Source organism: Roseitalea sp. (assembly GCF_984466335.1).
In genome coordinates this window covers 1-18286 of the sequence record NZ_CFIFWG010000011.1, presented here as the reverse complement: position 1 = coordinate 18286, position 18286 = coordinate 1, and the positions used below count along the sequence as shown (strand labels likewise).

The 18286-nt window shown below is 67.9% G+C and carries 20 protein-coding genes; 11 read left to right on the top strand and 9 right to left on the bottom strand.

The window, feature by feature from the left end; all coding sequences use genetic code 11:
• Positions 1 to 8: 8 nt before the first annotated feature.
• Entirely contained in the window at positions 9 to 209 is a 201-nt protein-coding gene (lptM, locus tag AC5E6L_RS02155) for an LPS translocon maturation chaperone LptM (protein ID WP_491230194.1), read from the bottom strand.
• An 83-nt stretch (positions 210 to 292) separates the two neighbouring features.
• Positions 293 to 1720: an argininosuccinate lyase gene (gene argH / locus AC5E6L_RS02150; RefSeq protein WP_491770959.1), complete on the bottom strand. Its 1428-nt coding sequence runs from the start codon at positions 1718 to 1720 to the stop codon at positions 293 to 295.
• On the opposite strand from argH, the gene tlpA reads away from it, so the two are divergent.
• The 6 genes from tlpA to AC5E6L_RS02120 all read left to right on the top strand — a co-directional run bounded on the left by tlpA (position 1719) and on the right by AC5E6L_RS02120 (position 9143).
• Entirely contained in the window at positions 1719 to 2420 is a 702-nt protein-coding gene (gene tlpA, locus AC5E6L_RS02145; RefSeq protein WP_491230196.1) for a thiol:disulfide interchange protein TlpA, read from the top strand. The two genes, argH and tlpA, sit on opposite strands and share 2 nt — an antisense overlap.
• 781 nt (positions 2421 to 3201) lie before the next feature.
• Positions 3202 to 6291 (top strand): helicase-related protein, encoded by a 3090-nt coding sequence (locus AC5E6L_RS02140; RefSeq protein WP_491770956.1) that lies wholly within the window; start codon positions 3202 to 3204, stop codon positions 6289 to 6291.
• Positions 6288 to 6692, top strand: a complete 405-nt coding sequence (locus AC5E6L_RS02135) for an RNA-binding S4 domain-containing protein (protein WP_491770954.1) — start codon at positions 6288 to 6290, stop codon at positions 6690 to 6692. Before AC5E6L_RS02140 ends, AC5E6L_RS02135 begins: the two co-directional genes overlap by 4 nt.
• A gap of 137 nt (positions 6693 to 6829) precedes the next feature.
• Complete coding sequence (gene fdxA / locus AC5E6L_RS02130) at positions 6830 to 7168, top strand: ferredoxin FdxA (RefSeq protein ID WP_491770952.1); 339 nt, start codon at positions 6830 to 6832, stop codon at positions 7166 to 7168.
• Positions 7169 to 7494: 326 nt separating this feature from the next.
• Positions 7495 to 8070: a CarD family transcriptional regulator gene (locus tag AC5E6L_RS02125; RefSeq protein WP_491230697.1), complete on the top strand. Its 576-nt coding sequence runs from the start codon at positions 7495 to 7497 to the stop codon at positions 8068 to 8070.
• A gap of 212 nt (positions 8071 to 8282) precedes the next feature.
• Positions 8283 to 9143, top strand: a complete 861-nt coding sequence (locus tag AC5E6L_RS02120) for an RNA polymerase factor sigma-32 (protein ID WP_491770950.1) — start codon at positions 8283 to 8285, stop codon at positions 9141 to 9143.
• A 24-nt stretch (positions 9144 to 9167) separates the two neighbouring features.
• Here AC5E6L_RS02120 and AC5E6L_RS02115 read toward each other — a convergent pair whose 3' ends face one another.
• Genes AC5E6L_RS02115 through AC5E6L_RS02105 form a run of 3 tightly spaced genes read right to left on the bottom strand, consistent with a single transcriptional unit; the run spans position 9168 to position 10489 of the window.
• Positions 9168 to 9533, bottom strand: a complete 366-nt coding sequence (locus AC5E6L_RS02115; protein ID WP_491770948.1) for a response regulator — start codon at positions 9531 to 9533, stop codon at positions 9168 to 9170.
• A 2-nt stretch (positions 9534 to 9535) separates the two neighbouring features.
• Positions 9536 to 10084, bottom strand: coding sequence for a hypoxanthine phosphoribosyltransferase (hpt, locus tag AC5E6L_RS02110; RefSeq protein ID WP_491770946.1), 549 nt, complete (start codon positions 10082 to 10084; stop codon positions 9536 to 9538).
• 3 nt (positions 10085 to 10087) lie between these two features.
• The gene (locus AC5E6L_RS02105) at positions 10088 to 10489 is read right to left on the bottom strand and encodes a hypothetical protein (protein WP_491770944.1); all 402 of its coding nucleotides are present in this window, start codon (positions 10487 to 10489) and stop codon (positions 10088 to 10090) included.
• A gap of 344 nt (positions 10490 to 10833) precedes the next feature.
• Between AC5E6L_RS02105 and AC5E6L_RS02100 the strand changes: the two genes are divergently transcribed.
• From AC5E6L_RS02100 to AC5E6L_RS02080, 5 genes are all read left to right on the top strand, one after another.
• Complete coding sequence (locus tag AC5E6L_RS02100; protein ID WP_491770942.1) at positions 10834 to 11028, top strand: hypothetical protein; 195 nt, start codon at positions 10834 to 10836, stop codon at positions 11026 to 11028.
• A gap of 211 nt (positions 11029 to 11239) precedes the next feature.
• Positions 11240 to 11449 carry a hypothetical protein gene (locus AC5E6L_RS02095; RefSeq protein WP_491230249.1) on the top strand — a complete coding sequence of 70 codons (210 nt, stop codon included), beginning with the start codon at positions 11240 to 11242 and terminating at the stop codon, positions 11447 to 11449.
• A gap of 14 nt (positions 11450 to 11463) precedes the next feature.
• Positions 11464 to 12459 (top strand): deoxyribose-phosphate aldolase, encoded by a 996-nt coding sequence (deoC, locus tag AC5E6L_RS02090; RefSeq protein ID WP_491770980.1) that lies wholly within the window; start codon positions 11464 to 11466, stop codon positions 12457 to 12459.
• A gap of 12 nt (positions 12460 to 12471) precedes the next feature.
• Complete coding sequence (locus tag AC5E6L_RS02085) at positions 12472 to 14835, top strand: aldehyde dehydrogenase family protein (RefSeq protein WP_491770940.1); 2364 nt, start codon at positions 12472 to 12474, stop codon at positions 14833 to 14835.
• 59 nt (positions 14836 to 14894) lie between these two features.
• On the top strand, positions 14895 to 15731 hold the full coding sequence (locus AC5E6L_RS02080; protein WP_491770938.1) for a bifunctional allantoicase/(S)-ureidoglycine aminohydrolase: 837 nt from the start codon (positions 14895 to 14897) through the stop codon (positions 15729 to 15731).
• A 13-nt stretch (positions 15732 to 15744) separates the two neighbouring features.
• Here the strand turns inward: AC5E6L_RS02080 and uxaC are convergent, their stop codons facing one another.
• The 4 genes from uxaC to AC5E6L_RS02060 all read right to left on the bottom strand — a co-directional run.
• On the bottom strand, positions 15745 to 17154 hold the full coding sequence (gene uxaC / locus AC5E6L_RS02075) for a glucuronate isomerase (protein WP_491770936.1): 1410 nt from the start codon (positions 17152 to 17154) through the stop codon (positions 15745 to 15747).
• Between the two features lie 129 nt (positions 17155 to 17283).
• A complete protein-coding gene (locus AC5E6L_RS02070) occupies positions 17284 to 17709 on the bottom strand; it encodes a type II toxin-antitoxin system VapC family toxin (protein WP_491230039.1) in 426 nt (141 codons plus the stop codon).
• The gene (locus AC5E6L_RS02065) at positions 17706 to 17990 is read right to left on the bottom strand and encodes a FitA-like ribbon-helix-helix domain-containing protein (protein ID WP_491230038.1); all 285 of its coding nucleotides are present in this window, start codon (positions 17988 to 17990) and stop codon (positions 17706 to 17708) included. The genes AC5E6L_RS02070 and AC5E6L_RS02065 overlap by 4 nt, the downstream gene beginning before the upstream one ends.
• A 61-nt stretch (positions 17991 to 18051) precedes the next feature.
• Positions 18052 to 18286, bottom strand: a 235-nt coding sequence (locus AC5E6L_RS02060; RefSeq protein WP_491770933.1) for a biotin/lipoyl-containing protein, incomplete at its 5' end; no start/stop codon positions are given.

Here is an 18286-nt window from a genome sequence, read left to right as displayed (position 1 = left end):
GCCCGCGCTCACTCGATCAGGGCGTCGAGGATGAACGGGCGATCCCCGTCCGCCGGTGCGCCCGCTTCCGCTTCCGCCTTCGCCGCCGCGCCGACCGTCGCCGTCGCGCTCGCCGGAGGTGGCTCAAGCGGCCCCGCGCGCCCGCACGCGGCGAGCGCGAGCAGGAGTGCGGCCAGAGCGGCGCGGGTCGGAAGCGTGCGGGCGAGCATCGGCCTTGTCCGTTAACTGTGCGACGGGCGCTGTGTGCGGCAAATCAAGGGGCGTTGCAAGGGGGAGGCCGGGTGCGGCGGCCTCACTTCATCTTCATCAGCCGCTTGCGCCAGAACCCGACCTGTTTCCTCACCTCGCGCGGAGCCGTGCCGCCGAAGCTGGTCCGGCTGGCAACGGACCTTGCGACGGTCAGCACCGAGAACACATCGTCGGTGATGTCGGCATGGATCGTGCGAAGCTCGTCCAGCGACAGCCTTTCGAGCCCGACGCCGCGTTCGGCGGCCAGCGCCACGGCGCGGCCCGTGACATGGTGCGCCTCGCGGAACGGCAGGCCCAGTTCGCGCACCAGCCAGTCGGCCAGATCGGTCGCGGTCGAATAGCCGGCGCCCGCGGCCTTCCTCATCGCCGCCTTGTCGACCGTCAGGTCGGCCACCATGCCGCTCATGGCGGCCAGCGCCACCTCCAGCGACCGGGCCGCGTCGAAGACTTGCTCCTTGTCCTCCTGCATGTCCTTGGAATAGGCGAGCGGCAGACCCTTCATGACGGTCGCAAGGGCGATGAACGCGCCGTTGATCCGCCCGGTCTTGGCGCGCACCAGTTCGGCCGCGTCCGGGTTCTTCTTCTGCGGCATGATCGACGAGCCGGTGGAAAAGGCGTCCGACAGGGCGACGAAGCCGAACTGCGGCGTCGACCAGATGACGATTTCCTCGGCAAGCCGCGACAGGTGCGTGGCGCAGACCGAGGCGACCGACAGGAACTCCAGCGCGAAGTCACGGTCCGAAACCGTGTCGATGGAGTTGCGCGTGGGCGCGCTGAAGCCGAGCGCCTTTGCGGTCATGTGCCTGTCGATCGGAAAGCCCGTGCCGGCGAGCGCTGCCGCGCCAAGCGGGCATTCATCGAGGCGCGCGAGCGCATCGCGCACCCGCGAGAGATCGCGCCCGAACATTTCCACATAGGCCATGCAATGATGGCCGAACGTGACCGGCTGGGCCGCCTGAAGATGGGTGAAGCCGGGCATGACCGTGCCCGCATGCTCCTCGGCGCGGTCGATGAGGGTCGCGATCAGGCCCTTGAGCGCGGCCTCGGTGTCGCGCAATGCGTCCCGCGTCCACATGCGGAAGTCGAGCGCGACCTGGTCGTTTCGCGAGCGCGCCGTGTGTAGGCGCCCGCCCGCCGGGCCGATCAGTTCGGTCAGGCGTGCCTCGATGTTCAGGTGAATATCCTCAAGCGCGCGCGAAAACGTGAACGTTCCGGCCTCGATTTCCGACCGGATCGCGTTCAAGCCTGCGATGATCGCGTCGCGGTCGTCACTGGAAATGATGCCGATCGCCGCCAACATGGTGGCATGGGCGGCGGACCCGTCAATGTCCTGGCCGTAGAGCGCCCGGTCGAAATCGATCGAGGCGTTTATCTCTTCCATGACGGCGGCGGGGCCGGCGGCGAAACGGCCGCCCCACATTTGGTTGGACGCCCCGTCGGCGTCCTCTTTGGAATTGAATGGGTGCGACATGGACAATCGGTTCCCGGAACAGGACAAGGGCAAGGCGGGCCGGCGCGGCATGACGATCGTGTTGATCGCAGCATTTGCGCTCGCCGTCGGCGCGGCGCTGGGTTCGGTGGCCCTATACGGGAGCCGCGGGGCTCCTGACAACGGCCCACAGGCCGCGGCGGCCGGTTCCTGCGCGGCGACGCCGGCCCTGGGCGCGGCGATCGAGCCCTATCTGACCGGCGATGTCGCCGCCATGCTCGTGCGCGATACGCCCGAAAACCTGTCCGCCCTGGCCTTCAACGACGGCTCGGGCGCGTCCATCACCATGGCCGATACCGGCGGCAGGCTGCGCCTCGTCAATCTGTGGGCGACCTGGTGCGCGCCGTGCCGCGAGGAAATGCCCTGGCTCGAAGCGCTTCAGGTGGCGCGCGGCGGCGCCGATTTCGAGGTGGTGGCGATTTCCGTCGATGGCGGCTCGGCCGACAAGCCGCGTGCCTTTCTCGATGAAATCGGCGTCGATGAGATGGCCTTCTATCACGATCCGACGATCGGCGTGTTCAACAGTCTGCGCCGCCAGGGCCTGGCGCTCGGCCTGCCCGTCACGCTCCTGATCGACGACAATGACTGCGTGATCGCCAACATGAACGGCCCCGCTCACTGGGCAAGCCCCGACGCGTTCGCGCTGATCGATGCGGCGCTCGCCGCCCGTGACGGAGGTTGAGCAGGCGCGTCACCGCTATCCAGGCGTGCATTTGGTTAACGCGGCGGGGCAAATCCGGCGGCCGGGCCGGCGCGGGAATCGCCATGGTTGTAGCGGAGCGCCGTGCCGACCCCCAACATATTGTGTGAACAAAGCGCCAACACCGTTCCGGCGGCGATTCGTCGCCGGTTCGTTCCCGGCCGGTTCCGAACCTTAACGAAAAGGGGCGGGATGCGGCGTTTCATGGTTAATGAACGGTAAATGAAATCGTTTCAACTCAAGCCTTTACCGTATGTGCGCCGCATCCGGCCGTCGATGCTGGCAAACCGTTAACGACCGGGTCGATGACGGCACGATGACGCCGTCCACCGCGCTATTTATGGTATGTGGTCCGCGCGTCGGCACCACATCTGGTGTGGAACAAATCTGCAACCCATGCGAGTCAGCGATTCGTAAGCGATTCGTTCCAGACTCGTTCCGGTTGTTAACGGATACAAACCGGAGGTTGTCTCCGGGGGGCGGATTTTTCCCGTTTGCAACCTTTATCGCGGCCCTTGCCATGGTATCGGCCCGCCGGGCGCCCTATCTGCGCGGCACCAGAGCCTTTCATGCTTGTATGGAAACAGTTCTGTTTTGCGGTCTGCGTGATGATCCGGCAGGACAGACGCGCAACGCGTAGCGGGGCTACGCGCTGCGCGGCGTTCCTCGGCCTTGCCGCAAAACCTCTCCGGCAGAACAATTCCATCCAAGCATGAAAGGCTCTAAGAACAGAACCGCCATGCTTACCCACGATCCGCCGTTCATGCCTTCATCCGACCGTCAAGCCCCGGCGGCGTCGGCCGGCCATGGCGTGACGGCCGTCCTCGGCCCGACCAACACCGGAAAGACGCATCTGGCGATCGAGCGCATGGTCGCCCATTCGTCGGGCGTGATCGGCCTGCCGCTGCGGCTTCTGGCGCGCGAGGTCTATGGCCGGGTGGCCGAGAAGGTGGGGGCCGGGAGCGTGGCGCTCGTGACCGGCGAGGAAAAGATCGTTCCGGACGGGGCGCGCTTTACCGTATGCACGGTCGAGGCGATGCCGCGCGAGACCGGCGCGGCTTTCCTCGCCATAGACGAGGTGCAGCTTGCCGGCGATCTGGAGCGCGGCCACATCTTCACCGACCGGCTCCTGAACGTGCGCGGCCGGGAAGAGACGCTCCTGCTGGGCGCGGCGACCATCGAACCTTTGCTGCGCCGTCTGTTGCCGGGCATCGACATCACGTCGAGACCCAGAATGTCGCATCTGGCCTATGCCGGCCCGGCCAAGCTGACCCGGCTGCCGCGCCGGTCGGCGATCGTCGCCTTTTCGGCCGACCAGGTGTACGCCGTCGCCGAGCTGGTCCGCCGCCAGCGCGGCGGCGCGGCGGTGGTGATGGGCGCGCTCAGCCCGCGCACGCGCAATGCGCAGGTGGCGCTGTTCCAGTCCGGCGATGTCGATTATCTGGTCGCCACCGACGCGATCGGCATGGGCCTGAACCTTGACGTCGATCATGTCGCGTTCGCCCAGTTGCGCAAGTTCGACGGCCACACCTTTCGCGATCTGACGCCGCCGGAAATGGCCCAGATCGCCGGCCGGGCCGGCCGGCACGTGCGCGACGGCACGTTCGGCGTCTCGGCGCGGGTGCCCCCGCTCGACGACGAACTCGTCCGCCGGATCGAGGGGCACGAATTCTCGCCGCTTCGGGTCCTGCAATGGCGCAACCGGCGGCTCGACTTCGGCTCGATCGCCGCGCTCAAGGCGTCGCTCGACGACGTGCCAGCCCTGCCGGGCCTGACGCGGGCACTGCCGGCGGTCGACCAGCGCGCGCTCGACTTCCTGTCGCGCGACGCGGACGTCGCCGGGCTTTGCACCGGCGCGGCGACCGTCGAACGCCTGTGGGAGGTGTGCGCCCTTCCGGACTATCGCAAGATCGCGCCGGCGCAGCATGCCGACATCATCTCGTCGATCTTCGTTGACCTTGTGCGCCACGGCCATGTCGACGAGTCCTTCATGGCCGAGCAGGTGCGGCGCGCCGACCGCACCGACGGCGAGATCGACACGCTGTCGCACCGCATCGCGCAGATCCGGACATGGACCTATGTGTCGCATCAGCCCGGCTGGCTCGCCGACCCGGTTCACTGGAAGGAGCGCACGCGCGCGGTGGAGGATAAACTCTCCGACGCGCTGCACGAGCGCTTGACGAAACGCTTCGTTGACCGCAGGACATCGGTGCTCATGAAGCGCCTGAAAGAGAACGGGACCATGCAAGCGCAGATCAGCCCGGCCGGCGACGTCGAGGTCGAGGGCCACCATGTGGGGAAGCTGGACGGTTTTCGCTTCACCGCCGACCAGAGCGCGCAAGGCGAGGACGCCAAGGCCGTCCGCGCGGCCGCGCAAAAGGCGCTGGCCGGCGAATTCGAGACGCGCGCGGAGCGTTTCGGGGCATGCCCGAACGGCGATCTGGCGATCGGCATGGACGGTCTGTTGCGCTGGCTGGGCGCGCCCGTCGGATCGCTCGCGGCGGGCGAGGCGTGGCTTTCTCCGCGTCTGATCCTTTTTGCCGACGAACAGCTCGGCGGCGCCCCGCTCGATCGGGTGCGCGCGCGCGCCGAGCGGTTCGTCGCCCACCACATCGAAACCCACCTGAAGCCGCTGGCGGATCTGGGCAAGGCGGACGAACTGTCGGGCATCGCCCGCGGCATCGCGTTCCGGCTGATCGAGAACCACGGCATCGTCCAGCGCCGCGAGATCGCCTCCGATCTCAAGGCGCTCGACCAGGACGGCCGCGCGGCGCTGCGCCGGTATGGCGCGCGCTTCGGCTTTTATCACATCTTCGTGCCGGCGCTGATCAAGCCGGCGCCGGCGGGCCTGATGACCCTTCTTTGGGCGATCCGCCACGATGGACGCGAGAAGGCCGGCTATGGCGACGTGGTCGGCCTGCTCGCGAGCGGGCGGACATCGCTGGTCACCGATCAGGGCTTTGACCGCGACTTCTTCAAGCTGGCCGGCTACCGGCATCTGGGTCCGCGCGCGGTGCGCGTCGATATTCTCGAACGGCTCGCCGACCTGATCCGGCCCTGCATCTTCTTCAAGCCGGGCACGGACACGCTGCCCGAGGGCGCCTATGGCCGCGGCAGGTTCGTCGTCACCCCTGCCATGCTGTCGATCCTCGGCGCGACCACGGACGACATGACCGAGGTGCTCAAGGCGCTCGGCTATCGCCATGAGGCGGTCGGCGCGGACGAGGCGGACGCTCATCTCGCCGCGTTGCGCGCCGGACACGGACCACGGGCAGAGCCGGAGCCCGGTCCGCAAACCGCCGCGAACGCCGAATCGGGCGGCGGCGAAGCGCAGGCGGCCCAAACGCCGGCGGACGCGGACGCCATCGCCGATGAAGCGGAACCGACCTCCGATGCGACCGCCGATGGCGCCGGTCCGGGCACGGCGCCGCCGGACGCATCGCCGGCCTCGGCCGAGCCCGGCACGCACACGCAGGAAGGCGGGCCGGCCCTGGCCGATGCCGCCGCGCGCGCGGCCGACCGCGACCCGCCGGCGTCCGATGCGCCGGCCCGCTCGCCGACGGTCCTGGTCTGGAGCCAGGGATCGGGCGGCCGCCGTCCTGACCGGCGCTCCGGCCAGCGGGCATCGCCGCGCGGCGAGAGCGAGGCGCGCGGCCGCAACGCAAAGGGGCGCGGAAAGGGCGCTGCGGACGGCGCGGGCCGGCACAAGGACAAGCGCCCGCGCAAGGGCTCCAAGCGCGCGCCGGAGGGGCCGGGCGCGGTGAAGTCCCGGCCGCCCGGGCGCGAGCGGGCCGCCGATCCCGACTCTCCCTTCGCCAAGCTGCAGGCCCTCAAGGACCGGCTCGCCAAATGAACCGGGTCGCGCCGCCCGGACGTCAGCGGCTCGACCGCTGGCTGTTCTTCGCCCGTGTGGTCAAGTCGCGCTCGCTGGCCGCCGGGCTCGTCGCCTCGGGCGGCGTGCGCATCGATGGCGACAAGACGACCCAGCCCAGCCGTCCCGTGCGCGCCGGCGGTGTCCTGACGATCAACACCGGTCGTCGCGTGCTGGTCTACCGCATCGTCGCCTGCGGGACCCGGCGCGGCCCGGTGCCCGAAGCGCGGCTGCTCTACGAGGACCTGAGCCCGCCGCCGCCCGAACGGCCGGCTTCGGTTCTCGATGCGCCGGCCTCTCTGAGGGAGCAGGGCGCCGGCAGGCCGACGAAGAAGGAACGCAGAGCCCTGGACAGGCTTGATCCCGGCCGCCGAACGTGGTGAAAGCCCGCCAGGTAAACCACCGTAGAATTGTTCTAAAGTCGGAAAAGGCCCGCCGCCATCTCATCCCCGCCCGGCCTTGTGCGCGATAACAGAACCTTTTAAGTCAACTTTGCGGGGTGTGAACCTGGAGTGACACCGTGACCTATATCGTGACCGACAATTGCATTCGCTGCAAATACACCGATTGCGTCGAGGTCTGTCCGGTGGATTGCTTCTACGAAGGCGAAAACATGCTCGTCATCCACCCCGACGAGTGCATCGATTGCGGTGTCTGCGAGCCGGAATGCCCGGCCGACGCGATCAAGCCGGATACCGAGCCCGGTCTTGACGCCTGGCTCAAGCTGAACACCGAATATGCCGACAAATGGCCCAACATCACGATCAAGAAGGACGCGATGCCGGAGGCCGACGATTATGACGGCAAGGCCGGCAAGTTCGAGGCGTATTTCTCCGCCGAGCCCGGAGAGGGTGACTGACGCGCGCCGGCCGCGGCAGGGCGGCGTCCGGCGGCGCTTGGTTAACCACGCGCTTCGATCGCGCGTCAAACGGGCGCAATCCGGACGGCGATCGTTGAAAAAGCGCCTTGAAAATGTTAAATGTTTGACAATGTCGTTTTTCGCCACGATGCCGTGCCTTGCGGGTGCTCCCTCTTGAGGTCTTGAGCCGGGTCCGATCGGTGTAGGTTGGGGTTTCTCCGACCGGAACCGTCGCATCCGGCCTTGTCATGCGCGGACGACATTCATGACCGGCATTTGCCGCAACCAAGGCCCGACATGTATCGTCCGGCAGGGAGTAAAAAAGAATGGCATCTTCGCCCAAGAAACCGTCTCAGCGCCAGGGTTTCAAGACGAACGAGTACATCGTCTACCCCGCGCACGGCGTTGGCCAGATCACGGCCATCGAAGAACAGGAAGTGGCCGGACATACGCTGGAGCTGTTCGTCATCGAGTTCCAGAAGGATAAGATGCGCCTCAAGGTGCCCGTCGCCAAGGCGCTGTCGATCGGCATGCGCAAGCTCGCCGAAAGCGGCTTCGTCGACCGTGCGCTCAAGGTGTTGCAGGGCCGTGCCCGCATCAAGCGCACCATGTGGTCGCGCCGCGCCCAGGAGTATGACGCAAAGATCAATTCGGGCGACCTGATCTCGATCGCCGAGGTCGTGCGCGACCTGTATCGCGCCGAGAACCAGCCCGAACAGTCCTATTCCGAGCGCCAGCTCTACGAGGCCGCGCTCGACCGCATGGCGCGCGAGATCGCCGCGGTCAAGAAGGTGTCGGAGACCGAGGCCGTGCGGCTGATCGAGACCAATCTCAAGATGGGTCCCAAGCGCGCCGCCAAGGCCGAGAACGATGAGGCGGGTTCCCAGGAGCAGGCCGCCTGACGCCTTCTGCATGGCGGGATTTGAACGAACCGGCGCGGGCTCCGCGCCGGTTTTTTCGTGCCGCGACCGGCGCCGAACGGGCGATGGCCGTCATGGCGTAGCCGACCAGGGCGGGGCCGCGTCGGGAAACTGGACGAAAGTTTGAACCGGCGGAGGATCGGGCGCGTAGACCTTTGACGAAGTGGCCGAAGCGGAGTGCAAGGGAGAGCGCGATGAAGTCCGAACCGGCACGACGCGACATGGTGCGGATCGCCATGAACGCCCCCTACCTTGAGCGCGACGAGGAGCATGCGCTCGCCGTGCGCTGGAAGCAGGCGCAGGACCAGGAGGCGCTGCACAAGATCACCACCGCGCATATGCGCCTTGTCATCTCGATGGCCTCGAAGTTCCGCACCTTCGGCCTTCCGATGAACGACCTCATCCAGGAGGGTTATGTCGGCCTGCTCGAAGCGGCGGCCCGGTTCGAGCCGGAGCGCGAAGTGCGCTTTTCGACCTATGCCACCTGGTGGATTCGCGCCTCGATGCAGGACTATATTTTGCGCAACTGGTCGATCGTGCGCGGCGGCACCTCGTCGGCGCAGAAGGCGCTGTTCTTCAATCTGCGTCGCTTGCGCGCCAGGCTCAGCCGCTCGGACGAGCCGATCTCCCAGCCGGCCATGTACCGGCAGATCGCCGAGGCGCTCGGCGTTGGAGAAAAGGACGTCGCCTTGATGGATTCGCGCCTGTCGGGGCCGGACACGTCGCTGAGCCAGCCCTTTTCCGACGATGAGGGCTCAAACGCCACGCGCATGGATTTCCTGGTCGACGACCGACCGCTTCAGGACGAGCTGGTCGAGGAGCGTATCGATACCGAACGACGCGCCGTCTGGCTCAGGCAGGCCATGGGCGTGCTCAACGAGCGCGAGATGCGGATCATCGCCAAGCGTCGCCTGTCCGAGAGCGGGGCGACGCTGGAATCGCTGGGTCTGGAGCTGGGCATTTCCAAGGAGAGGGTCCGGCAGATCGAAAGCCGGGCGCTCGAAAAGCTGCGCGCCGCGCTGATGCGCGACAATCCTGCCGCCGCCCACGCGTGAGGCGGATCGGGACCCGCAGCGGTATCAGGCCGACAACGCCCGTCTCACCGCGCCGCGGATCTCGGCAAGGGTGAAGGGCTTGGGCACCACATCGACCACGATCCTGTCGACATCGGCGGCGCGCTCGCGCTGCCCGGCGTAGCCTGTCATCAAAAGCACGCGCAGATCCGGAAAGCCCCTGACGGCGTTCCTGGCCATGGTGATGCCGTCCATGGCGGGCATGCGGATGTCCGACAATACAAGATCATAGCCGCCCGCCCGCGCGGCGATCCGTTCGAGCGCCAGATCGCCATCGTCGGCCTGATCCACGCGATGGCCGTCCAGCGTCAGCGCGCGCGCCGTAAAGCCGCGCACCGAGGCATCGTCATCGACAACCAGTATGTGGGCCATGGTCACGCATCCCCCCTTACGATGCCCACATAGGGCAGTTCGCGAAAGGCATGGCCGACATCCATGCCGTAGCCGACCACGAAATGGTCGGGGCACTCAAATCCGATGAAATCGGCATCGAGCGGCGTGTCGGCGCTGCGCCGGACGCGCTTGTCCAGCAGGACCGCGATCGCCACCGAACGCGCGCCGCGATCGAGCAGGATGCGGCGGGCATGGGTCAGCGTCGTGCCCGATTCCAGAATGTCGTCGATCAGCAGCACGTCGCGCGCCTCGACATCGCTGTCGATGTCACGCAGCAGGCGGACCTTGCCGGCCTGGGTGCCGGCCCCATAGGCCGACAGCATCATGAACTCGACCTCCGGAGACATGCCGGCGTCGTGCATCGCGCGGATCAAGTCGCCGGCGAAGATGAACGAGCCCTTGAGGATCGACACGACCAGCAGATCCTCATAGTCGCGCTCGGCGATCTGCTTGGCGAGTTCGAGATTGCGCCGGGCGATCGCCGAGGCGGGGAAGAGCACTTCGATACGCTTTCCTCGGACGATCTGCATGGTTCAGCGGATGGGAGCCAGTGCGATATGCGGCGCGATGCCGGCATGATCGCGCGCCGGCAGGCGGCTTGTAAAGGCCATGCGCTCGCCGGGCGCGAGCCGTTCGCCGCGCACGAGGGTATGGGTGACCGATCCGCTTGCGCCGGCCCGGCCGAACGTGATGGCGACGGGGGGCACGCGGACGGTCGCCGCGCCCCGGTTGACGAGGCCGGCATGGATCACCAGGACGGCGCGTCCGCCCGACGTGTCGACCCGGGTCGCCACGCGATCGAGTGCGATCGGTGTCGCCTGCGCCGTGGCCGGGCCGGCGGTGCCCGGCGCGCCGAGCAGCGCGTGACCGCCGGCGGCGTAGAAGGCAAGGCACGCGCTCAGCGCGGCGACCGCGGCGAAGAGGGGCAGCGGCATGGGTTCGCGGCCCTTGTCCGTTTTTCCGCGGGACCGCCGGAACAGGCCCAGCCCCCGGGCCGGAGGGGCATCCGGCAAAGGCCGCAGTGTTGCAACCGCCGGGCGCCCGACCGTCTCGAACTGCGCATCGACAATCTCGGTGGCTTGGGACATCGCGTCGGACCGGCTCCTCTGCGTTCGCTCGTTCCAAGCTCTATCGCCGCGACGGTTAACCATTTGTTGCGCCGCCGGTCCCTTGCGCGTCCCGGTAACAATTGGCGGGCATCTGCGCCCTTTGCGCGAGGTCGGTTTCGCCTTAGCTTGGCAACGTTCCCTTATGAGACGTCAATCGAGGAGACTGTCCCATGCGGATGAAGACCGTATCCCTGACGGCCGCGTTCCTTCTGGCCGGCGCCACCGTTGCTTCGGCGTGCAGCTGGAGCAAGGACGCGGTGGCGCAGACCCCCGTCGACTATGACAAGCTGACCAAGGTCGCGCTCGCCGAGATCCCTGTCGATGCCTGGCTCATCGAGTATCTGGAAGACTGGCGGAACGCCTGAGCACGGCTGACGGCCTCCACCGTCGGGAGCCGGCGCCGTTGTTTGCGGCGCCGGCTTTGTTTTGCGAAGTCGCGCCGCCGATCCTTGCCGATGCGCATTTGCGCTTGGATCCCGTGCGCGGCCCGTCTGGCCGAACCGCCGGCTTGGCATGACACGCCGATTCCGGCCCATGGCCCTTTGATTTTCAAACAGGATTGCTCGGTCGAGAGCCGTGACGCGGCTCGGAGGCGGCGATGCCGGTTCGGCGGGCGCGGCAGCGTCATCGGAACCCGTGTTTGCGGTCATGCTGTTGCAGGTGCTACGCAACATCTTCAACCTGCTCGGGCTCGGCTCGTTCCACCAGATGGCCGCAACGGGCATCATCATCGTCGCCGCGGTGCTGTTGAACCGCTTTGTCGATTTTCGAAAGGGCCGGCTATGAACGCGCTCGAAGACATGGCGGCCGCGCCGAACGGCACCGAACCGCCGCCCACCGACCACAACCGGGCGCGCAACCGGGGCATCGCGCTGGCCCCGGACATGTTCGAGGGCCATGCCGTCAACCGGCCGGCGGCCGAACGCCGCGCCGCGACGCTGACCGGGCGCCGCTCGGTCAAGAAGGCCAACCAGGCCGCCTGGCTGGTCAACGCGATCCGCTGCATCGACCTGACCACGCTCGCCGGCGACGACACCGCGGGCCGCGTGCGGCGCCTGTGCGCCAAGGCGCGCCGGCCGCTGGCGCCCCACATCATCGACGCTCTGGGCATCGCCGATATGGGTCTTACGACGGGCGCGGTCTGCGTCTATCCGACCATGGTGCCCCATGCGGTCGCCGCGCTTGAGGGCACGTCCATTCCGGTCGCCTCGGTCGCCACCGGCTTTCCGGCCGGGCTGACGCCGCTCGCCATCCGGCTGGCCGAGATCCGTTACGCGGTCGAGGCGGGCGCCGGGGAGATCGATATCGTCGTCACCCGCGAACATGTGCTCAAGCGCGACTGGCAGGCGCTCCATGACGAGATCGCGCGGATGCGCGAGGCGTGCGGCCATGCGCATCTGAAGGCGATCCTCGCCACCGGCGACCTCGAAACGCTGCGCAACGTCCATGCTGCCTCCGTGGTGGCGATGCAGGCGGGCGCCGACTTCATCAAGACCTCCACCGGCAAGGAGGGCGTCAACGCCACCCTGCCCGTCAGCCTGGTCATGGTGCGGGCGATCCGCGATTATGAGATGGCGACCGGCAACCGGGTCGGCTTCAAGCCGGCCGGCGGGATGAAGACCGCGAAAGACGCGCTCGCCTGGCAAATCCTGATGAAGGAGGAGATGGGCAATGACTGGCTGCGGCCGGACCTGTTCCGGCTGGGCGCCTCCTCGATGCTGGCCGATATCGAGCGGCAGCTCGAACATCACGTCACCGGGCGCTACGCCGCCGGCCACCGCCACGCCATCGCGTAAGGACCAACGCACATGACTTCCATCGCCGACCTGATCGACACCATGGAATATGGCGCGGCGCCCGAGAGCCCGGCCATCGTCGAGGACTGGCTGGCCAAGCACAGGGCCGGGTTCGGCCATTTCATCGCGGGCCGCTTCACCGGGCCGGGCGCGACGTTCGCGGTGATGAACCCGGCGACCGGCGCGACGATCGCCCAGGTCACGCAAGGCTCGGCCGGCGATGTGGACGCCGCGGTCAAGGCCGCCCGCGCGGCGCAACCCAAATGGGCGGCGCTTTCGGGCCATGCGCGCGCGCGCTGGCTCTACGCATTGGCACGCCGCATCCAGCAGCATGCGCGGTTCCTGACGGTGCTTGAATCGATCGACAATGGCAAGCCGATCCGCGAGGCGCGCGACATCGACGTGCCGCTGGTGGCACGCCATTTCTACCACCATGCCGGCTGGGCCGAACTGGTCGAGACCGAATTCCCTGGCGCGAAACCGGTCGGCGTTTGCGGGCAGATCGTCCCGTGGAACTTCCCCCTCTCGATCGCGTCCTGGAAGGTCGCGCCGGCCTTGGCCGCCGGCAACACGGTCGTGCTCAAGCCGGCCGAATACACGCCGCTCACCGCGCTGGCCTTTGCGAGGGTTTGCGACGAGATCGGCCTTCCGAAAGGGGTGGTCAACATCGTCACCGGCGACGGTGAGACCGGCGCGGCCCTGGTCGCCCATTCCGATATCGACAAGCTCGCCTTCACCGGCTCGACCGAAGTCGGCCGGCTGATCCGCCGCGAGACGGCCGGCACCGGCAGGAAGCTGACGCTGGAGCTGGGTGGCAAATCGCCCTTCATCGTCTTTGCCGACGCCGATCTCGACGCCGCCGTCGAGGGCGTGGTCGACGCGATCTGGTTCAACCAGGGCCAGGTGTGCTGCGCCGGCGCGCGCATTCTGGTGGCCGAGGCAGTCGCCGAGCGGTTCGGCGCGCTGCTCAAACAGCGCATGGCGGCGCTGCGGGTCGGCGATCCATTGGACAAATCCACCGATGTCGGCGCCATCGTCCATCCGGTGCAGCTCGCCCGCATCAAGGCATTGATGGAAAAGGGCGTCGCCGAGGGCGCGGACCTTTATCAGGGCGACGCGCCCGAGGGCTGCTTCTACCCGCCGACGCTGGCGACGGGCGTCGAGCCGGCCTCGACGCTGGCCAGCGAGGAAATCTTCGGTCCCGTGGCGACGCTGACCAGTTTCCGAACGCCGAAGGACGCCATCGCGCTGGCCAACAATACGCGCTATGGGCTGGCCGCATCGATCTGGTCGGAAAGCGTCAATCAGTGCCTTGCCATCGCCGCCGAGATCAAGGCGGGCGTCGTGTGGGTCAACTGCACCAACATCTTCGACGCCGGGGCCGGGTTCGGCGGCTATCGCGAGAGCGGGTTCGGCCGCGAGGGCGGCCGGGAAGGCATGATGGAATATCTCGCCCTGCCCGCGCCCAAGGCCGCAAGGGCCGACGATGCGCCCGCTTCCGTCGCACCCGCTCCGGGGCTGGGGGGCGTCCTGGTCGGCATCGACCGCACGGCCAAGCTCTATGTCGGCGGCAGGCAGAAGCGGCCCGACGGCGGCTATTGCTACCCGGTGACCGGTCCGAAGGGTGACGCGCTGGGCCTTGCCGGCCACGGCAACCGCAAGGACGTTCGCGATGCGGTGGAGGCGGCGCACAAGGCGGCAGGCTGGGGCGCGGCGACCGGCCACAACCGCGCGCAGGTGCTCTACTATGTCGCCGAGAACCTCGCCGCGCGCGCGGGCGAGTTCGCCGACCGGCTCAAGAGCTTCGGCCAGACATCGGCCAAGGCGAAGGCGGAGGTCGACACGGCCGTCGGGCGCTGCTTCTGGTACGCGGCGCAGGCCGACAAGTTCGACGGCGCGGTGCACCAGACGAAAAGTGCCCATGTCACGCTCGCCATGCACGAGCCGCTGGGCGTCGTCGGCATCGCCTGCCCGACCGCCTTTCCGCTCGCCGGCTTCGTCTCGCTGGTGCTGCCGGCGATCGCCATGGGCAACCGGGTCGTTGCGATCCCCAGCCAAACCCATCCGCTCGCCGCCACCGACCTTTACCAGGTGTTCGACACGTCCGACGTGCCCGGCGGGGTGGTCAACATCGTCACCGGGACGCGCGACGAACTGACCGGGACGCTCGCCGACCATGACGGTGTGGACGGGCTGTGGTATTTCGGCTCGCAGGCCGGCATCGCCATGGCCGAGGCGCGCTCGGCGGGCAATCTCAAGCGGACCTGGTGCGAGAACGGCGCCGCCCGCGACTTCGCCGGCCCGCAGGGCCAGGGCCGTCAATTCCTGCAAAGGGCAACGCAGGTCAAGAACATCTGGGTGCCCTACGGCGAGTGAACCGTGCCGGGGCGGACGCGCCCGCGCCGACAGGGCATGCGTCAAAAGAGCGGATCGCCATGAACACAGGTTCCTATTTCTCGCCGCGCGGCGGCCATCCGGGTCAGGAGCAACTGCTGACCGGCCGCGCCGTCTTCACCGAGGCCTATGCGGTGATCCCGCGCGGCGTGATGACCGACATCGTCGTGTCCTGTCTGCCGCATTGGGAGCGGACCCGCGCCTGGGCGCTGGCGCGGCCGCTCACCGGTTTTGCCGAAACCTTCGCGCAGATGGTCGTGGAGGTGGCGCCCGGCGGCGGATCGGACCGGCCCGAGCCGGACGCCGGCGCCGAAGCGGTCCTGTTCGTGACGGACGGGACCGTCGCGCTGACGCTGGAGGGCGAGACGCATGCAATGGAGCCGGGCGGCTACGCCTTCATCGCGCCGGGGACGGGCTGGAGCCTGCGCAATCACGGCCAGGCGAACGCGACGTTTCACTGGATCCGGAAGGCCTACGAGCCGGTGGATGCTATCGCCGTGCCCGAACCGTTCGTGACCCGCGAAGCCGACCTCGCTCCGGTGGCGATGCCGGGCACGGACGGCCGCTGGGCGACGACGCGCTTCGTCGATCCGGCCGACATGCGCCACGACATGCATGTGAACATCGTCACCTTCGAGCCGGGCGCGGTGATCCCGTTCGCCGAAACCCATGTGATGGAGCACGGGCTCTACGTGCTGGAAGGCAAGGCGGTCTACCGGCTGAACCGGGACTGGGTCGAGGTGGAAGCGGGCGATTTTCTGTGGCTGCGCGCCTTTTGTCCGCAGGCCTGCTATGCGGGCGGGCCGGGCCGGTTCCGCTATCTTCTTTACAAGGACGTCAACCGGCACATGAAGTTGCGACCGGGCCGATCGGCGTAGGGCCTGTCGTCTTCTATGGCGCGGGCTGCAATCGATAGGCGCGCAGGGCCAGCCCGGTCGCCAACTCCCCGATCAGTGCCTCGGCCTCGGCCATGTCGATCCGGTGTTCGGCGACCAGGCCGGCGAGGAAGCCCGCATCCACGCGCCGCGCCATGTCGTGGCGCGCGGGAATGGACAGGAAGGCGCGGGTATCGTCGACGAAACCCGCGCTGTTGTGGAAGCCGGCGGTCTCCGTCACCTGGCCGCGATAGCGGCGCATGCCTTCGGGACTGTCGAAGAACCACCAGGGCGCGCCCAGCGTGATCGTCGGGAACGCCCCGGCGAGCGGCGCCAGCTCGCGGCCATAGGCGGTTTCGTCGAGCGTGTAGAGGACGAGCCGCAGGCCGGGCTCGAAGCCGTAACGGTCGAGCAGCGGCTTGAGCCCGTCGGCCCAGGCGACGGGTCCGGGGATGTCGTAGCCCTTGTCGCGGCCGTGGCGGGCAAGGACCGAGGGCGCGTAGTTGCGGCGCGCTCCGGCGTGGATCTGCATGACCAGACCGTCCTCGACGCTCATCGCCGCCATTTCGGTCAGCATCTGCGCCTGGAAAAGGGCGGCGTCCCCGGCAGCGATCGCGCCGGCATGCGCCTTGTCGAGCAGCGCCTGGCATTCGGCCGGCGGCAGGTCGGCGGTCGCCGGCGCCAGGACGCCGTGATCGGTGGCCGTGGCCCCAAGGCCGGCAAAGAAGGCGCGGCGCGCGCGCAGCGCCGCCAAAAGGCCGGACCAGCGCGTGACGTCCTCGCCCGTCTGCGCGGCGAGCCGTGCCATCGCCGGCGCGAAATCGTCGCGCATCGGGTCGGTCAGCGCGTCGGGCCGGAAGGTCGGGACGATGCGGCCGAACCCTTGCGCTTTCAGCCTGGCATGGGCCTCCAGCGTGTCGGTCGCATTGTCCGTGGTCGCCAGCACCTCGATGCCGAAGCGCTCGTAGAGCGCGCGCGGGCGGAAGGCCGGCGAGGCGAGCTGCGCATCGATATGGTCGAAGGCCGCATCGGCGGTCGCCGGGCCAAGGCGCTCGGGCACGCCGAGGATCTCGTAAAGTGCATGGTCGAGCCATACCCGCGAGGGCGTGCCCGCGAACAGGTGGTAATGGCCGGCGAACAGGCGAAAGACGGCGCGCGGGTCCGCCTCGGCGCGGCCGCCGTCCGCGCGCGGCACGCCGAGCGCGTCGTAGGAGACGCCCTGGCTGGCCAGCATGCGCAGCACGTAATGATCGGGCGTGATCAGAAGATCGGTGGCGTTCGGAAAGGGCATGTCGTCGGCGAACCAGGACGCCTCGCAATGGCCGTGCGGGCAGACCAGCGGCGCATCGGCGACCTGCCGGTAGAGCGCGCGCGCAATCTCGCGCACGGCCGGGTCGGCGGGAAGGAGCCTGTCGGGATGCAGCATGGTCGCCTTTGCTCTCCTGGGCGCGGTCTTCTCCGGTTCGGGTCTTCGGCTACGGCACGCCGGGCCTTGCTCGTCCGCCAATTCCGGTATGTCAGTTTACGATAAACGGCAACCGTCCGCCGGCAATCCTCAGCCGATCGCCTCGAACGGATCGAGCAGGCCGATGCCGAACCCCTCGAAATCGCGCCGGTTGCGCGTGGCCAGCGTTGCGCCATGGGTCAGGCAGATGGCGGCGATCATGCCATCCACGAACGGGATGGTGCGCCCGGCGGCCTGGCGATCCGCCCGCAGCGCGCCAAAGCGCAGTGCCGCCGGCGCATCAAAGGGCAGGATGCGATTGGCGAACCGGCCGGTGACAAGATGGTCGAGCGTGTCTTCGTGGCGGGTCCGGCCGTGCCGCAGCGCGATACGCCGCGCACCGAAGGCGAGTTCGGCAACGACCGGCGCGCAAAGCCACAATTCCTCGATCATCAGCGATTCAAGCCAATTCTGGACATGCACGCTCGGCTTCGGACGCTCCACCTCCGAAATCACATTGGTGTCCAGGACGATCATTCAAAGGCCGGCACCGGGCGCCCCTCCTCGCGGCGCATCTCGTCGATGGCTTCCATGAAATCGGCATGCTCTTCATCGGTCAAAAAGGCGCCCTCGAAAGCCTCGCGCATGGCGTCAAAGGCGTTCTTTGGCTCACCCGGCCCGGCCTGTCCGGCCGATTGCAGGGCGCCATCCAGCAGCGCCTTGGCTTCATCGGACAGGCTATGCCCGCTCGATTGGGCACGCTGCTTCAATTCAGCGTGCAATTTTTCGGGCACGTTCCGGATCAAAAGGTCGGCCATGCGCGCCTCCATGGTTTGATATCAATGATATCATAGGCGCAGTTGGCGATGCTCGCAACGATCACGCTCCGTAGATCACCAGCAAGTCCTTGGCGTCGATCTGGTCGCCGGCCTTGACGAGTACGTCCGCGATCGTGCCGTCGCGCTCGGCGTGCAGCGCGGTCTCCATCTTCATCGCCTCGATCGAGACCAGCACGTCGCCGCGCTTGACCTGTTGGCCGCCGGCGACCGAGACCGTCGAGATCACCCCCGGCATCGGCGCGCCGACATGGGCGTCATTGCCGTCCTCGGCCTTG

Coding starts and splice junctions, on each gene's coding strand:
- AC5E6L_RS02080 (WP_491770938.1), top strand. CDS start 14,895: ATGAACACAGGTTCCTATTTCTCGCCGCGCGGCGGCCATCCGGGTCAG.
- argH (WP_491770959.1), bottom strand. CDS start 1,720: ATGTCGCACCCATTCAATTCCAAAGAGGACGCCGACGGGGCGTCCAAC.
- AC5E6L_RS02085 (WP_491770940.1), top strand. CDS start 12,472: ATGACTTCCATCGCCGACCTGATCGACACCATGGAATATGGCGCGGCG.
- AC5E6L_RS02100 (WP_491770942.1), top strand. CDS start 10,834: ATGCGGATGAAGACCGTATCCCTGACGGCCGCGTTCCTTCTGGCCGGC.
- uxaC (WP_491770936.1), bottom strand. CDS start 17,154: ATGCTGCATCCCGACAGGCTCCTTCCCGCCGACCCGGCCGTGCGCGAG.
- AC5E6L_RS02105 (WP_491770944.1), bottom strand. CDS start 10,489: ATGCCGCTGCCCCTCTTCGCCGCGGTCGCCGCGCTGAGCGCGTGCCTT.
- AC5E6L_RS02125 (WP_491230697.1), top strand. CDS start 7,495: ATGGCATCTTCGCCCAAGAAACCGTCTCAGCGCCAGGGTTTCAAGACG.
- hpt (WP_491770946.1), bottom strand. CDS start 10,084: ATGCAGATCGTCCGAGGAAAGCGTATCGAAGTGCTCTTCCCCGCCTCG.
- AC5E6L_RS02115 (WP_491770948.1), bottom strand. CDS start 9,533: ATGGCCCACATACTGGTTGTCGATGACGATGCCTCGGTGCGCGGCTTT.
- tlpA (WP_491230196.1), top strand. CDS start 1,719: ATGGACAATCGGTTCCCGGAACAGGACAAGGGCAAGGCGGGCCGGCGC.
- AC5E6L_RS02135 (WP_491770954.1), top strand. CDS start 6,288: ATGAACCGGGTCGCGCCGCCCGGACGTCAGCGGCTCGACCGCTGGCTG.
- deoC (WP_491770980.1), top strand. CDS start 11,464: ATGGCGGCCGCGCCGAACGGCACCGAACCGCCGCCCACCGACCACAAC.
- AC5E6L_RS02140 (WP_491770956.1), top strand. CDS start 3,202: ATGCCTTCATCCGACCGTCAAGCCCCGGCGGCGTCGGCCGGCCATGGC.
- AC5E6L_RS02065 (WP_491230038.1), bottom strand. CDS start 17,990: ATGGCCGACCTTTTGATCCGGAACGTGCCCGAAAAATTGCACGCTGAA.
- AC5E6L_RS02120 (WP_491770950.1), top strand. CDS start 8,283: ATGAAGTCCGAACCGGCACGACGCGACATGGTGCGGATCGCCATGAAC.
- AC5E6L_RS02070 (WP_491230039.1), bottom strand. CDS start 17,709: ATGATCGTCCTGGACACCAATGTGATTTCGGAGGTGGAGCGTCCGAAG.
- lptM (WP_491230194.1), bottom strand. CDS start 209: ATGCTCGCCCGCACGCTTCCGACCCGCGCCGCTCTGGCCGCACTCCTG.